The organism is Oceanobacillus limi, from assembly GCF_900111445.1.
GTDB lineage: Bacteria > Bacillota > Bacilli > Bacillales > Amphibacillaceae > Ornithinibacillus > Ornithinibacillus limi.
The window spans coordinates 1-16586 of sequence record NZ_FOHE01000027.1; the positions used below are offsets into that span (position 1 = coordinate 1).

12 protein-coding genes, 1 other RNA gene and 1 other annotated feature are annotated in these 16586 nt (G+C 36.3%); of the genes, 11 read left to right on the forward strand and 2 right to left on the reverse strand.

Annotated elements, in window-relative coordinates:
* Positions 1-121 precede the first annotated feature (121 nt).
* The gene (gene spoVB, locus BMX40_RS18320) at positions 122-1672 is read right to left on the reverse strand and encodes a stage V sporulation protein B (RefSeq protein ID WP_090872682.1); all 1551 of its coding nucleotides are present in this window, start codon (positions 1670-1672) and stop codon (positions 122-124) included.
* 120 nt (positions 1673-1792) lie between these two features.
* Between spoVB and BMX40_RS18325 the strand changes: the two genes are divergently transcribed.
* From BMX40_RS18325 to dtd, 7 genes are all read left to right on the forward strand, one after another.
* The gene (locus tag BMX40_RS18325; RefSeq protein ID WP_090872684.1) at positions 1793-2089 is read left to right on the forward strand and encodes a post-transcriptional regulator; all 297 of its coding nucleotides are present in this window, start codon (positions 1793-1795) and stop codon (positions 2087-2089) included.
* A 54-nt stretch (positions 2090-2143) separates the two neighbouring features.
* Entirely contained in the window at positions 2144-4423 is a 2280-nt protein-coding gene (secDF, locus tag BMX40_RS18330) for a protein translocase subunit SecDF (protein ID WP_090872686.1), read from the forward strand.
* 752 nt (positions 4424-5175) lie between these two features.
* Entirely contained in the window at positions 5176-5505 is a 330-nt protein-coding gene (locus tag BMX40_RS18335; protein ID WP_090872689.1) for a LapA family protein, read from the forward strand.
* Between the two features lie 72 nt (positions 5506-5577).
* Complete coding sequence (gene recJ / locus BMX40_RS18340) at positions 5578-7914, forward strand: single-stranded-DNA-specific exonuclease RecJ (RefSeq protein WP_090872691.1); 2337 nt, start codon at positions 5578-5580, stop codon at positions 7912-7914.
* On the forward strand, positions 7904-8416 hold the full coding sequence (locus BMX40_RS18345; RefSeq protein WP_090872693.1) for an adenine phosphoribosyltransferase: 513 nt from the start codon (positions 7904-7906) through the stop codon (positions 8414-8416). The genes recJ and BMX40_RS18345 overlap by 11 nt, the downstream gene beginning before the upstream one ends.
* A 151-nt stretch (positions 8417-8567) precedes the next feature.
* Complete coding sequence (locus BMX40_RS18350; protein ID WP_090872695.1) at positions 8568-10766, forward strand: RelA/SpoT family protein; 2199 nt, start codon at positions 8568-8570, stop codon at positions 10764-10766.
* A 30-nt stretch (positions 10767-10796) separates the two neighbouring features.
* Entirely contained in the window at positions 10797-11243 is a 447-nt protein-coding gene (gene dtd / locus BMX40_RS18355) for a D-aminoacyl-tRNA deacylase (protein WP_090872697.1), read from the forward strand.
* Between the two features lie 205 nt (positions 11244-11448).
* Here dtd and BMX40_RS18360 read toward each other — a convergent pair whose 3' ends face one another.
* Positions 11449-12585 (reverse strand): N-acetylmuramoyl-L-alanine amidase family protein, encoded by a 1137-nt coding sequence (locus BMX40_RS18360; RefSeq protein ID WP_090872699.1) that lies wholly within the window; start codon positions 12583-12585, stop codon positions 11449-11451.
* Positions 12586-12699: 114 nt separating this feature from the next.
* Between BMX40_RS18360 and BMX40_RS20455 the strand changes: the two genes are divergently transcribed.
* The 4 genes from BMX40_RS20455 (at position 12700) to ssrS (ending at position 16550) form a co-directional block, all read left to right on the forward strand.
* Positions 12700-12873: a hypothetical protein gene (locus BMX40_RS20455; RefSeq protein WP_170840852.1), complete on the forward strand. Its 174-nt coding sequence runs from the start codon at positions 12700-12702 to the stop codon at positions 12871-12873.
* 53 nt (positions 12874-12926) lie between these two features.
* Positions 12927-13143: a binding site (T-box leader), on the forward strand.
* Between the two features lie 54 nt (positions 13144-13197).
* Entirely contained in the window at positions 13198-14487 is a 1290-nt protein-coding gene (gene hisS / locus BMX40_RS18365) for a histidine--tRNA ligase (RefSeq protein ID WP_090872701.1), read from the forward strand.
* Complete coding sequence (gene aspS / locus BMX40_RS18370; protein WP_090872703.1) at positions 14480-16249, forward strand: aspartate--tRNA ligase; 1770 nt, start codon at positions 14480-14482, stop codon at positions 16247-16249. The genes hisS and aspS overlap by 8 nt, the downstream gene beginning before the upstream one ends.
* 110 nt (positions 16250-16359) lie before the next feature.
* A non-coding RNA gene (gene ssrS, locus BMX40_RS18375) (6S RNA) lies at positions 16360-16550 on the forward strand.
* The last annotated feature ends 36 nt before the right edge of the window (positions 16551-16586 follow it).

Genomic DNA, 16586 nt, shown 5'->3' on the forward strand with positions numbered 1-16586 from the left:
GGAAAGCGAAGCGTTCTGCCGTAGCGGTTATCTAACAATATTTCCATTAGGTGAAACCAAAAGTTACGTCGCATTATATACGTTATACGTAACAGGTGAAATGATTAATATATAAAATACGTTATACCCATTTTTGTAGTATTGGGATTTGCTTTAATTCTTCTTTTGTGATGAATTTTAAAGCGAATAAAAATAGTATATAAATCAATGATAAAATAACGAGTACGATTAGGAAGATAATGATACTAGAATTCATTGATAGATATATATTTTTTAGGAAGTTTCCAACTATCCATGTCATGATTAGTAGAACTATCATTTTTGCAATGTCTTTTAATGGAATGTAGAATTGAATTAGCTTTTGTAATGTTCCAAGGTGAAGTAATGTAACTAAAATGACTCCAACAGACATGGCTATAGCTACACCCATCATTCCAAACCCTTTATTGGATGCCAATAAAAATAAAAGCGTTAACTTGCATGCTGCTCCAATTAAACTATTCCACATTGCTGGCCTCGCAAAATCTAATGCTTGCAGTGTTGCTTGTAATGGTGCCTGAATATAAAGTAAAATGAATAGTGGTGCCATTAACACAAGATATTTACTAGCATTAGCTGAACCATACATAAACGTCAGAATTGGATCAGCAAAGAGAGTCAATACAATGGTTGCAATTGCACCAGAAGCAAATGAGATTCGTATTGCTTGGTGTATTCGGTAGTGGATTAATTTCTTATTTAAATTGGCTTCAGCTTCAGATATAGAAGGAACCAATGCTATGGATAGAGAATTAGTAATAAAAGTAGGTAAAAATAATAATGGAAGCACATAACCTGTAAGCTCACCGTATTGCTTTGTAGCGACTGTCGTTGATATTCCAGCTAATGCAAGACTCTGTGCCACAAGAATGGGTTCTAAAAAATTTGAAATGGAACCAATCATTCGACTGCCTGTACTAGGTAAAGCAATGGAAAAGAGCTCTTTTAACGTGTTTTTACTCGTTTTTAGATAAGAGAAAAATCGGTAGCGAATCCTGACTGTCTTTTTTCGTTTAAATAGATATATCATGTAACAAAGGGATACAAATTCGCCTAAAATAACACTAAACATTGCACCAGCAGCGGCAAATTCGACACCATAAGGAAGTAAGATGTTTACGAAAAAGGCCACACAGCTTATGCGTACAATTTGTTCTATTACCTGGGCATAGCTTTGTGGTTTCATATTTTGTTTTCCTTGGAAGTATCCACGTAATACAGATGAGATAGCTACTATTGGAATAATTGGGCTTATTGCAACAAGTGGGTATAATGTTCTTTCATCAGTTAATAATGTATTTGCGATAAGTGGTGCTGTAAAAATCATAATCGATGTAAAAATGATGCTTGATAGCCCAGTAATAATTAATGATACAATAAGAATTTGCTTAACCTTAGCTGGATTTCCTTTTGCTTCTGCTTCAGCTACACGTTTCGAAATGGCAACAGGTAGTCCCAATTGTGTTATAGTCATTACAAGGAACAGGGTAGGGAGGGCCATCATATAAAGGCCAACACCCTCCTCTCCCATTAAACGGGCAACGACTAAACGATTGATGAACCCTAAAAATCTTGTGATCATTCCTGCAGCAATTAGGATAAGTGTACCTTTTAAAAAACTTTGTTTGGACAAGATAGACAACCTGCCTTCTCAAAAAATAAAATTTCATATACAATGATATATATGCAAGAAAGTAGGCCAAGCATGACAAGTTAACGAAATATATTGGACATATATATTGGAGGGAGTATCTTGGAACTTGTTAAAACAGTGGAGGATTGGAAGGCAATATTAGATCCAGTGTTAGAAAGTAAAGCAATGGAATTTCAAATGATGGGTTATTCACATCCAACAAATGAGGAAATTTGGAATTGCCTAACTCAAAAAGTTTGGAAAGGAAATCCTGATAAACGGATATATGAAGTTGTCCAAGATGTGTTACACCTTAGCTCAAATATTTATATGAGTTATATTACAGTTAACGCTTATCAAGATGAGGATTTAATGGCCTCTATTGCCGCATTAACCGAGGGTAAAGAGGTAGAGTAAACTACATATTTTATTGGTACAGTGTGTCATGGATAATAAGGGAGGAACAGATGAATGAAGAATAGAGGCAGAATTGTTGCCTTTTTTGTCATTGTAATAGCATTTGCCATTACAATCGGAAGCACGGTAACTGGTGTAGCTAAAGATATTAATTTAGGGTTAGATTTACAAGGTGGCTTTGAAGTATTGTATGAAGTTGAGCCTGTAGATGAAGAACAAGACGTATCCCGGGAATTATTAGAATCTACAGTTCAAACCCTTAATGATCGTGTTAATCGCTTAGGGATTAGTGAAGCAACGATTGATATTGAGGGAGAAGATCGCATACGAGTTCAATTGGCTGGTGTAGAAGATCAAACGGAAGCAAGAGAAATGTTGTCCACTTCTGCAAGACTTTCATTTCGTGATGTTAATGATAATGAACTACTGGATGGGTCTGATGTAAAAGAGGGTAGTGCAAAACAAGATTTTGATCCCAATAATAATAGTCCGATCGTCACTTTACAGTTAAAAGATGCATCTAAATTTGGTGAGGTAACTAGTGAATTGGCGAATAAATATAATCCGACAGTCCCTTACTCTGATAGGGAAGACCTACTTGTTATTTGGATGGATTTCCAAGAGGGAGATTCATTTGCTGAAGAAGTATTAAAAGAAGATCCAAAGTATGTATCTGCACCGGGTGTTGAAGAACCTTTAATGACGACAAATGTTCAGATTACAGGTAACTTTACGGTGGAATCCGCTCAGTACTTGGCAGATATCATAAACTCTGGTTCATTACCGGTACATATGAATGAATTGTTCTCTACATCTGTCGGAGCGCAATTTGGTGAACAAGCTTTAGATGAGACTGTGTTTGCAGCGTTTATAGGTATTGGATTTATTTTCTTATTTATGACAATTGTTTATCGTTTTCCAGGGGCTATTTCGGTCGTAAATCTAAGCATTTATATTTTCCTCGTACTCTTAGTGTTTAAATTAATGAATGGTGTGTTGACTCTACCTGGTATTGCCGCACTTATCTTAGGGGTAGGTATGGCTGTTGATGCCAATGTTATTACGTTTGAACGGATAAAAGAAGAATTACGAGAAGGAAAGTCGTTAATTGCTGCATTTAAGGCTGGAACGAGTAACTCATTACGGGCGATTGTTGATGCTAATATAACCACGTTATTAGCTGCTTCAGTACTATTTATATTTGGTACGAGCTCTGTAAAAGGATTTGCTACGATGTTAATCCTAAGTATTGTCATTAGCTTCTTAACCGCAGTTTATGGAACTAGATTACTGCTACAGTTATGGATCAAAGTGAAGTTCTTGAAGCAACGTCCAAATTGGTTTGGCGTGAAAAAATCCGAAATTAAAGATATTAGTGATGATACCGAGGTAACTCCTACATTCCTTAATCGAGAATTGGATATTATTCCACATCGGAAGAAGTTTTTTATGTTTACTTCTTTACTTGTCATTATAGGTGCAGTTTCTCTTATAATGTTTAAGTTAAACCCAGGTATTGATTTTACAAGTGGGTCTAGAGTAGAAGTTATGTCAGACGCTAGTTTGACAACAGAAGAAATTGAAGATAGCTTATCCGAGTTAGACCTAACGCCTAAATCAATTGTAATATCCGGTGAAAATAGTGAGATTGCTGTTTTACGTTACGATGAAGTAATTAAAGAAGAAAAAATTAATGAACTAAATAATTATTTTATCGATAAGTATGGAAATGAGCCGAATGTAAGTGTTGTCTCTCCGTTAGTAGGGGAAGAGCTTGTTAAAAACGCATTATATGCATTAGGGATCGCTTCTATTGGAATGATTCTTTACGTATCCATTAGGTTCGAATTTTTCTTTGCAATAACAACGATTATCGCATTGTTACATGACGTATTTATTACACTTGCTGTATTCAGTATTACTCGTATTGAATTTGATGTCACAATTGTTGCTGCTGTACTTACCATTATTGGTTATTCGATCAATGCTACAATTGTTACCTTTGATCGAATAAGAGAAAACATTCAGCGAAAGAAAAAAGTAGTTAAGTCATTTGAAGAACTTTCTAGCATTGTTAACAAGAGTATTGTACAAACCATGACAAGAACAGTTAATACTACGGTTACTACATTGATAGCTGTGTTAGCATTCCTATTCTTAGGAGCAGAATCGATTACAGGATTTGCAATCGCACTTGCTGTAGGTTTAATAGCAGGTACGTACTCTTCATTATTCTTAGCAACACAAATTTGGTTAGTATGGCGTGGAAAGATGCTTAAACAAAAACCAGTAGACTTTCGGAAAAAGAAACGCGTGGAAGGGCCACAGGTTTAAGTGAAAGAGGTTATCCTAGATTTAGGGTAACCTCTTCTTTTTTGAGAGAAATCTTACTTCAAAGTATGGATATAATGCGACGTAACTTCATGTTGATGATTGCTAATTCGTCACTTATTAGCGGTATAAAACTGCTACGACAGAATACTTCACTTTCCGCGGATTGCCTGAGCCTATATATAAAGGAATGAGGATCCACCTCGTCATTGATGAGGATCGTGGTTCCGTTAAATGACAAAAACACAGCCCAAATAAGGAGTTTGATGATCCACATTCCGCTATTAGTCATAAATCAGTGAAAATTATACTGGAAAATGGTAAATAAAGGAATGAGAAACCAAAATGATGTTCCAGACGAGTTATTTCGTCCAAATAGAGGAATGAGGATCCACCTCGTCATTGATGAGAATCTTCATTCCACTATTTGGAACCAATTGGTTAGATGAACCCTGCTTTCTCCCATTGACGGATTACGTATTACACCAATTACTTCATATTTGAATACATTTTTTACGATATCATATATCAACTGCGAATTAGTGTGGCGGGAAATATATTGCCATAAGTGATTCAAGATAATGTGTGTTAAATTAGACATTGCTTTGGTATAATTATTTCTTTGCTAATTTTTTATCTTAAAACGCTTACTATTTAAAAAGATAACGACAGTTTTTGAAATATATATGATTACGTGGACACAAAGAAGGGTAAATTATACGCAAGCAAATTATTTATTATAAAGGAGTTTTATCATGCGAGGGCAATCTTATGTCATTTTAGCTATTATTTTTGTCATTATTGTTGCTATATTTGCAGTATCTAACGTAGCACCAGTTGAAGTGAACTATTTATTTTGGACAGGGGAATCTCCCTTAATACTCGTGATTTTGTTTTCTGTGCTAATGGGAGGTATAATCACAGCTACTGTAGGAATGGTTAAAATGTTCCGTATGCAACGTGCTATAAAATCTCTAAAGCGTGAAAATGAAAAACTTCATGCAGTTTTAGAAGAAAAAGGTTTTGATGAAGAGTCTGAGCAAGTAGCTGAGGAAACAGCTGCAATGAATGATGAAGAAAATTAAACGGATAAAATAGTTTTTCACATTGCTCCCCCTGATTCTATTCGGTATAATAGATTAGTCAGGGGTGAATTTATGTTACAAAGTAAGTCAAAGTGGAACTTCACAAATATAACAACAGATACAAAAAAATGGATGGATGATTCTAGCAATTTATCCCCCGTGATGAAGGAATTACTCTTACAAAGAGGAATAACCAATACTACACAAGCAGAAGAATTCTTATCACCAAAACTAGAAAATTTACATGATCCACAAGCTTTCGATTCAATGGAGAAGGCTTGTTTACGAATTCACGACGCTATTAAAAACAATGAAAAAATACTAGTGTATGGCGACTATGACGCAGATGGAGTTAGCTCGACTACAGTGTTACTGCATGCATTACAGGAGCTAGGAGCCACTTGTGATTATTATATTCCCAATCGTTTCACTGAAGGCTATGGTCCGAATGAGGCTGCTTTCAAAGAGGCACATTCGGCTGGGTGTACGGTAATTATTACCGTAGATACTGGTATCGCCTCGGTGCATGAGGCGGAAATTGCCAAACAACTTGGAGTAGACCTTATCATTACCGATCACCATGAGCCACAGGAAGAACTGCCGGATGCCTATGCAATTATCCATCCAAAATGTTCACCAGATTATGGCTTTAAAGAACTTGCAGGAGTAGGGGTAGCATTCAAACTCTCGCAACATTTATTAGGATATTTTCCAGAGCATTTATTAGATTTAGTTGCAATAGGAACGGTAGCGGATTTAGTGCCATTAGTAAACGAAAACCGAATCCTTACATATTATGGATTACGGAAGTTGTCATCTACTACAAGGCTTGGTTTAAAAGCGCTAATGAAACAGTGTAAAATCGAGGGAAATGTTTCTGAACAAGATATAGGGTTTCTCATTGGTCCTCGTTTAAATGCAGTAGGTAGATTACAAGATGCAGATTTAGCGGTGAAATTGTTAATGACAGATGACAATGAGGAAGCAAATCAACTTGCGGATGAGGTGAATGAGTTAAATCAGGAACGTCAGCGCATTGTTGCTTCAATTGTTAAGGAAGCTGAAAATATTGTAGATGAACAAAGCAATAGGTCTGTAATTGTTGTAGCTAAAGCTGGATGGAATGAAGGAGTACTAGGGATTGTTGCCTCTAGATTAGTTAAAAAATATGATCGTCCTGCTATCGTTTTAGCAATTAACGAAGAAAACCAGACAGCTAAAGGATCTGCAAGAAGTATTCCTGCATTTGATCTATTTCAAAATTGTATGAAAATCAGGCCTTTATTTACTCACTTTGGAGGGCATTCACAAGCCGCTGGGATGACCTTGCCTTTGGATAATTTAGATCGAATACAGGTTGAGTTGAATGATTTTATTGAGGAACAATTATCAGATGATGATTTTAAGCAAGTTACCGATATTAGTAAGTCAATTAGTATACCTGAAATAAATGAGGAGCTAGTAGCTGAAATAGATCAATTAGCTCCGTTTGGAATGGCGAATCCAAAACCAATTTTTCACTTAGAGAATATTCCAACTGATGTTCGTCAATTAGGGAATATGAAAAAGCACTTAAAGCTCCATTTTAAAGAACAGGAGAATTCGATTGAAGGAATTGCTTTTGGTATGGGACATTTATACCATTTCATTTCTCCACAAAATCCTATTTCTATCGTTGGAGAACTAGGTATAAATGAGTGGAATGGAATAAAAAAGCCTCAAATTATCGTTCAAGATATGAAAATTGATGGTTGGCAATTATTTGACCATCGAGGTAAAAGGCAATTTGACATATCGATATTCCTCAATCGTTCAGAGAAACATGTGATCTTGAGTAACCAGGTAAACGAAGACAAGCTTGAAAGCAATATACAACAAATTACGTATGACACACCGATAGAGACAATAGAATCCGCCGATGTACTATTTATTGAGGATCTACCACCTAGCCTACAAAAACTGCAGGACATTCTTAGTCAGGTTAAACCAATGAATATTCATGTTAGTTATTATGTAGAAAATAGTGCTTATCTTTCGCCAATTCCTAGTCGTGAAGACTTTAAATGGTTCTATGCGTTAGTTTGGAAACGGAAGAAAATTGATTTAAAACAAGAGTTACAAATCATTATGGATGCAAAGGGCTGGAAAAAAGATCAGATTATATTTATCTCGAAAGTGTTTTTTGAGTTAGAATTTGTTAATATAGAAAATGGAGTTATTCAGCTCAACACATCACCAGTAAAGAAAGATTTACAAGAGTCAGAGCTATATCAAGAACGGATAACAAAAGCACATATTGAAAAGACGTTATACTATTCAACGTACCATGAATTATTGGAATGGTTCCGTATAAATTTATCGTTTGTACATGGTGATCGTCTTAAGGAGGAAATAACGCATGGATTATAAAAATTATATAAAAATTGTTGAAGATTGGCCGAAAGAAGGAATTCAGTTTAAGGACATTACTCCCTTAATGGACAATGGGAAAGCATTTAAATCTGCTGTGGATGAGATCGTACAATATGCAAAAGAAAAAGACATTGATATCGTTGTAGGACCTGAGGCGAGAGGATTTATTGTCGGTTGCCCTGTTTCTTATGCACTAGAAGTAGGGTTTGCTCCTGTTCGTAAAGAAGGGAAATTACCTAGGGAAGTAATTAAAGTGGACTATGGCTTAGAGTATGGAGAGAATGTATTAACAATTCATAAAGATGCGATAAAGCCTGGTCAACGAGTTTTGATCACTGACGATCTACTTGCAACAGGTGGTACAATTGAAGCAACAATAAAACTTGTAGAAGAATTGGGTGGAATTGTTGTTGGTTGTGCTTTCTTAATTGAGCTATCGTATCTAGATGGGTTAGAAAAACTTGATGGTTACGATGTATTAACACTAATGAAATACTAATATCCCAAATGGGTCTGGTTGAGGATAATTCACCAGACCTATTCTAATAGAGTTAACGAAGTATTTTAAGTTTATCTCTTTACATTTTGTAAAAAGTTTTCGATACTATTAGAAAAGTATCTTCTAGTAACAGGCAGAATAAGGTGATTATATGGCAAAAGACGGTGTAATGACGATAGAAAATTTAATAGAAAAGGCTCGTTTATACCTTTCCGAAGAGGATATCGATTTAGTTAAACGAGCATATGAGTTTGCAAACAAGGCTCATCAGAACCAATACCGTAAATCGGGGGAAGCTTATATTATTCACCCTGTCCAAGTTGCGGGTATTTTGGTTGATTTGAACATGGACCCTGTAACAATTGCAGGTGGATTTTTGCATGACGTTGTAGAGGATACAGATATAACACTAGAAATATTAGAAGAAGAATTTAGCCGTGAAGTTGCTATGCTAGTGGATGGAGTTACTAAATTAGGAAAAATAAAATATGAATCAAAAGAAGCACAGCAAGCGGAAAATCACCGTAAAATGTTTGTTGCTATGGCAAAAGATATTCGTGTTATTTTGATTAAACTTGCAGATCGATTGCATAATATGCGTACGTTAAAGCATTTACCACCTGAAAAACAACGGATTAAAGCAAATGAAACGTTAGAAATATTTGCACCTTTAGCGCATCGACTAGGTATTTCGACGATTAAGTGGGAACTAGAAGATACTGCACTGCGTTATTTAAATCCGCAACAGTATTATCGAATTGTGCAGCTCATGAAACAAAAGAGGAACCAACGGGAAACCAATATAGAAGAAGTAATTGATGAGGTAACGAAACAATTAGAAGATGTAAATATTAAAGCTGAATTGTCAGGGAGACCGAAGCACTTATATAGTATATATAGAAAGATGTCCATTCAGAACAAGCAATTTAATGAAATATATGATTTATTAGCCGTTCGCGTCATTGTAGATAGTATTAAAGATTGCTATGCTGTTTTAGGAATTATTCATACATGTTGGAAACCGATGCCTGGAAGGTTTAAAGATTATATTGCCATGCCTAAGCCGAATCTTTACCAATCCCTGCATACAACGGTTATCGGTCCCAAAGGTGACCCACTTGAGGTTCAAATTCGTACAAAAGAAATGCATGAGATAGCCGAATATGGTATCGCGGCTCACTGGGCATATAAAGAAGGTAAACAAATAGCAAAAGGTAAGAAATCATTCGAGGAAAAATTAACCTGGTTCAGGGAGATTTTAGAATGGCAAACGGAAACACACGATGCGGAAGAGTTTATTGAATCGCTCAAAATTGATTTGTTTTCAGATATGGTATATGTATTTACACCAAAAGGTGATGTAATTGAACTTCCGTCTGGTTCTATTCCATTGGACTTTGCTTACCGAATCCATACGGAAATTGGAAATCAGACAATTGGAGCAAAAGTAAATGGAAAGATGGCTCCATTAGATTACAAGCTTCAAAATGGTGACATAGTTGAAGTCATGACATCAAAACATTCGTATGGTCCCTCACAGGATTGGCTGAAAATAACACAAACTTCTCAAGCGAAAAATAAAATTAAACAATTTTTCAAAAAGCAACGCAGAGAAGAAAACATCAGTAAAGGTAAAGAACAAGTTGACAAAGAAATCCGTGCCTTAGGAATCGAACCAAAAGAAGCGCTGACCGATGATAATTTACAACGTGTGTATGAACGGTTTAATTTTATGAGTGCGGAGGATATGTATGCTGCTGTCGGCTATCAAGGGATAACAGCTGCATTGATAGCGACAAGGCTTACTGAAAAAATTCGTCAAACGAAACAAAAGGAACAGGACCTTGCTCAAACGTTAGAAGAAGTGAAAAATGATGTAAAAGATAAAAAACTCCACAAAAAAGATTCTGGAGTAAGAGTTGAGGGAGTCGATAATCTACTTGTAAGGCTATCCAAATGCTGCAACCCGGTACCAGGAGATACGATTGTCGGTTATATCACAAAAGGACGTGGCGTTTCCGTTCATCGTGACGACTGTCCAAATATACAAACAGAGGAAGCTAAACAGCGATATTTACATGTAGAATGGGAGAACCACCAGACGCAAAAACAATATCACGTTGACCTGGAAATATCTGGGTATGATCGTAGAGGTTTATTAAATGAAGTTCTACAGGCTGTAAACGAAATGAAAACCAATATTACACATGTAAATGGTCGTTCGGATCGTAACAAAATAGCTGTTATTCAAATTACGATTTTAATTCATAACACAGACCACTTGCGTAAAATTGTAGAACGAATTAAACAACTAAAGGATATCTATTCCGTAACAAGAACAGTACAATAACATTAGGGTGGTAAAAGGGGATTTACGTTTATGAAAGCAGTAGTGCAACGAGCAAAAAATGCAAGTGTAACTGTTGATGATCAGGTAGTTGGAAAAATAGATCATGGCTTTGTTGTACTTCTTGGTGTCACGCATGACGACAACCTAGAAGACGCTTCGTATATTGCTAAAAAACTAGTTAATCTGAGAGTGTTTGAAGATGAAAATGAAAAGATGAATCTCTCGCTGAAGGATGTAGAGGGGGGTATTCTGTCGATATCTCAATTTACACTGTATGCCGATACTCGTAAAGGGAGAAGACCTAATTTTCTTCAAGCGGCTAAGCCAGATGTGGCATATAACTTATATGAACAGTTTAACCAACTTCTTGTAAATGAAGGAGTACATGTTGAAACCGGTGAATTTGGAGCTATGATGGATGTACAGCTAACCAATGACGGTCCGGTTACCTTAATCATCGATAGCAATGATAAATAAGAGTAACTTGAACAAATAAGTTAAATAGTATATTTTAATGAACTGCACCTAGTCGGGGTGCAGTTTTTTTTAAGGTGAATTTTGATTCGGTCAAAAAAGTAACAGCCGCTCCTCTGGGAAGGAGAGACTGTTGCAATCATGCTTTATTCATAGGTATTTTAAAAGATTCCATAGCTCATAAAGAATGAATCTGAGCAAGAATAATTTATTCTTGACTACTAAAGTACTTTCCTAATCCATTAACGATACCAGAAACGATCTTTTTTTGATATGCGTTTGTCAGAAGTAATTTTTCTTCTTCTGAATTTGACATAAAGCCAAGCTCCAATAAAATCGATGGTTGATAATTTTGACGAATCACCTGAAAGTTACCAAACGTGGAATCACGATCCCTGGCATTGGTTTCTTTGATGATTCCTTTCTGGACATATTCTGCCAGTTCCTGATATTGATCTTGATAATAATAGGTTCCGATTCCAGTAGCATTTGGGATTTCCGGTACACTATTGTAATGAATACTAATAAAAGCATCAGTGTTGGAGTTATTTGACATGCTAGATCGGCTGCTTAAGAAAATATATTCATCTTTTTGTCTTGTTAAAATTACTTCAGCGCCTAACATAGAAAGTTCTTGAGCTAACTCGACAGCTGTCTTATACGTCAAATTCTTTTCGTATGTATCATTTACACCAATTGCTCCAACATCTCGTCCACCATGTCCAGCATCAATGACAATCGTCTTATTCATAAACTCACTAGTAGATGGAACTTTGGGTCCTTCAATTAACTTCTTTAGTATATAACCACGTATAGAATCATTTTCTAATTCATACCATTCATCTGTCTCTGCTACGATATTGAATTCTGTTCCTTTATCAACATAGTGTGTAATTTCATAATCTGTTGAAGGTCCATTTCGGATATGTGTCCGATCAAAACCGATTGTAATCGTTTGGTTTTCCTCTACTGGATTTAGAGAGGGGTCCATTGTTTCTTTATCTCTATCTGATGTCATGGAATTCGTATCTGATTCCTCCTCGCCATCTTCTGTAGATACATCGCTATTGCGTGTTTCTTCGTCGATAAATGAAATAAACGCTTTATTAACCCAGCCAGTTCCTTCTTGAAGTTCAATTTGTACCCATTCTTCTTCTGTTCGGAGTACGGTAAAGCTTGAATCTGAGTGGACCTGGCCAATTGTATCATAATCCGTCCCGGGTCCATTTCGGACATTGAGGTTATCTACATTAATGAAGGCTTCATTTGCATCAACTACCGGCTGGTAAATGATTACGAGTAGTAAGGTTAGTGTCGCTAATCTAATGCTGTATTTATATCTCAATAATGCTCCTCCTAATCATTGTATGTATTCGTTACAATTCAAGTTATTTCTTCTATATATTCTAATAAAAAAATTTCATTTAGGCAAAACTATTCTTACAAAGGAGGAATCAACGTGCGTGTAAATGAAAAACAATGGTCTTCTAGTAATAATAAAGATGTATTTGGAGTTAATTTTCACCGTTTTATAGAATTAGAGGAATCATCGAATCATATGGAAATAGCACAAGAACTTGGAATCTCTTTAGGTGAAGTCAAATCATTAAAGAAAAAGATAAATCGTACTTGACAATCATTCATGGAAACATTAAGATAGTATTCATTCAAGAAGTATAATACGGAATATTACCAGTGAAGGAAAAAGTAATTAGAAGTCATCTGGAAAGAGAAAAAATGTCGTTGGCTGAAAGCATTTTACATGATGATCTAATGAAAGACATTCCTGAGGTTCCATATCGAAACAACAGTAGGTATGGACGTCTTGCAGGCGTTAACTGTGCAAAGTGGATGCCTTTTCGCATCAACTAGGGTGGCAACGCGGGTAACTCTCGTCCCTTTTTTATATGGGGATGGGAGTTTTTTTATATTTTATTAAAATGTGGGGGTATTAAAAATGAATATCAAAGCTCCAAGAGGTACTGCTGATGTATTACCGAAAGAAGCAAAAAAATGGCAATATGTTGAAGATACGATAAAAACGATTTGTGATCGATATCATTATGAGGAAATACGTACACCTCTTTTTGAACATACGGAAGTTTTCCAACGAGGAGTAGGAGATTCAACCGATATCGTTCAAAAAGAAATGTATACATTTGAGGACCGAGGTGGGAGAAGCTTAACCCTTCGTCCAGAGGGTACTGCATCGGTTGCTCGAGCATTTGTTCAAAATAAACTATATGGGGAAGCAAATCAACCGGTAAAATTATATTACTTTGCGAAAATGTTCCGTTATGAGCGTCCACAACAGGGAAGAATGCGGCAACTAAATCAATTTGGAGTAGAGGTGTTGGGAAGCGCGGATCCGGCGGTAGACGCAGAAGTAATTGACTTAGCAATGACAAGTTATTATGAGTTGGGACTTCGTTCATTAAAGTTAGTAATAAATTCTTTAGGGGACAAAGAAAGTCGCACAAATTATCGTGATGCATTAATAAAGCACTTCACACCACATAAGGAGGAACTTTGTGAAGATTGTCAATCTCGCTTATCCCAAAATCCTATGCGAATTTTAGATTGCAAAAAGGATCGTAATCATCCTTCTATACAAGAAGCTCCATCGATACTAGATTATCTAAATGAAGAGTCACGAACGTACTTTGAACAAGTTAAAACTTATTTAACAATGATGGGGATTGATTATGAAGTAGATGCTAATTTGGTTCGTGGATTAGATTACTATAATCATACAGCTTTTGAAATTATGAGTGAGGCAGAAGGGTTTGGTGCGATTACTACCTTAGCTGGTGGTGGAAGATACAATGGACTTGTGGAAGAGCTTGATGGACCAGATACACCTGGGATTGGTTTTGGCATGGGGATCGAGCGTCTATTAATGGCCTTAGAGGCAGAAGGTAAAGAACTTACTCTTGATGAGCAGCTAGATGTGTTTTTAGTTGCAGTAGGGGATGAAACGAAGAAAGAAGCAGTTAAGCTTGTCCATGATTTACGCAGGAACGGAATTCAAGTAGATATGGATTACCAAGGGCGTAAGATGAAAGCACAATTTAAAGCTGCAGATCGTTATCAATCCAAGTATGTATTAATTCTTGGAGAAGACGAATTGCAAAAACGGGTTATTAACGTAAAAGAAATGGATACTGGCAAACAACATGAAGTGTCTGTTGATCAACTAGCTGACCTATTAAAACAAAAGCTTCTAGGAGGAAACCGTTATGAGTAAACGTAAATTAGCAGGAACAATACGACAAACAGATATAGAATCGGAGGTATTGTTAAAGGGCTGGGTACAAAAGCGTCGCGATCTAGGTGGACTTATTTTTATTGACTTACGAGATAAATCTGGAATTGTTCAAATTGTTTTTAATCCAGACCATTCAAAAGAAGCTTTAGAAATTGCAGAGACAGTAAGAAGTGAATATGTAATTCAAGTAAAAGGAAACGTCGTAAAACGTGATGAAGCAACGGTTAACCCTGCTATGGAAACCGGGGAAATTGAAGTCATCGCTTCCAAAATTGAAGTGTTAAATAAAGCGAAGAACCCTCCTTTTTTAATTCAAGATGAAACGGATGTGGCTGAAGATCTTCGATTAAAATATCGTTATATGGATTTGCGAAGAGGGCCATTGCAGGAAACGTTTAAAATGCGTCATCAAATTACACAGTCTGTGCGTAATTTCCTAAACAATGATGGTTTTTTGGAAATGGAGACGCCAATTTTAACTAAAAGTACACCAGAAGGGGCACGTGATTATTTAGTTCCAAGTCGAGTTCACTCTGGAGAGTTTTACGCATTGCCACAATCACCACAACTGTTTAAACAGTTAATTATGATGAGTGGTTTTGAAAAGTATTATCAGATTGCTCGTTGCTTCCGTGATGAAGATTTGCGGGCCGATCGTCAGCCAGAATTTACACAAATCGACATCGAAACATCTTTCTTATCTAGTGATGAAATTATGGAAATGACGGAATATATGATGAGCAAGGTAATGAAGGAAGTCAAGAATATTGATATTGAATTACCATTGCAAAGGATGCCTTATAAAGAGGCGATGGAACGCTATGGCTCTGACAAGCCTGACACAAGATTTGGTATGGAACTCATTCATGTGTCTGACGTATTAGCGAACTCGACCTTCAAAGTATTCCAAGGTGCCCTAGAGTCTGGAGGAACAGTTTGTTTACTTAATGTAGAAGGGCAAGCAAATAATTATTCTAGAAAAGACATTGATAAGTTAACCGAATTTGTGAACGTATATGGTGCAAAAGGTTTAGCGTGGGTAAAGGTTGAAGGAGAAGGCGTCAAAGGTCCAATTGCGAAATTCCTTTCGGATGAGGAGAAAGCCGGATTATTAGATAAAGCAAATGCAAAGGATGGAGACCTCCTACTATTCGGTGCAGATAAAACCTCAGTAGTTTATGATAGCTTAGGTGCTTTACGATTGAAACTTGGAAGGGAATTAGGATTAATAGATGAATCGTCGTTCAATTTCTTATGGGTTACTGACTGGCCGCTGTTTGATTATGATGAGGAACTTGATCAATACTCTGCTGCCCATCATCCATTTACAATGCCTGTCGAGGAAGATGTTGAGAAATTAACTTCTGATCCAGGTAGCGTTCGAGCTGTTGCATATGACCTTGTCCTTAATGGATATGAACTTGGTGGTGGATCCCTCCGTATTTATAAAAAAGAACAACAGGATAAAATGTTTGAGGTCTTAGGATTTACAAAGGAAGAAGCAGAGGAACAGTTTGGTTTCTTATTAGATGCATTAGAATTTGGAGCTCCACCACATGGAGGTATTGCCTTAGGATTAGACCGTATTGTTATGATCCTAGCAGGACGCTCTAATCTGCGTGATACGATATTATTTCCGAAAACAGCATCAGCTTCCGACTTGCTAACGGATGCGCCAAACGCAGTGAGTGATGCCCAATTAGATGAATTAGCTATCCGAATAAATAATAAATATGAATAGAAATTAAAATTGTTCAATAGTTGTAATGATTGTAATGAATACTTCATATTTGGACTTCTTGAAAAATGAAAGTCTGTATGTTAATATAATTTTACAATAAAACATTGAAATCAATCCTGATGTGTACGTCTAGTTAAATGTTTTGACCGAACATTTATATATTTGGGAGCCCGAACGTTTTTATATTGCGTGCAAGCCTCCTCTTTTATGGGAGTTGAGGAAGTACAATATATATAAAACAGGACACCCACCTGCCAGGAGCGGGATCAAAACTAGGATAGACGGCACTATTGGGATTGACGAATACATAGAATAACTGGCTTTCGTATGAAGAATG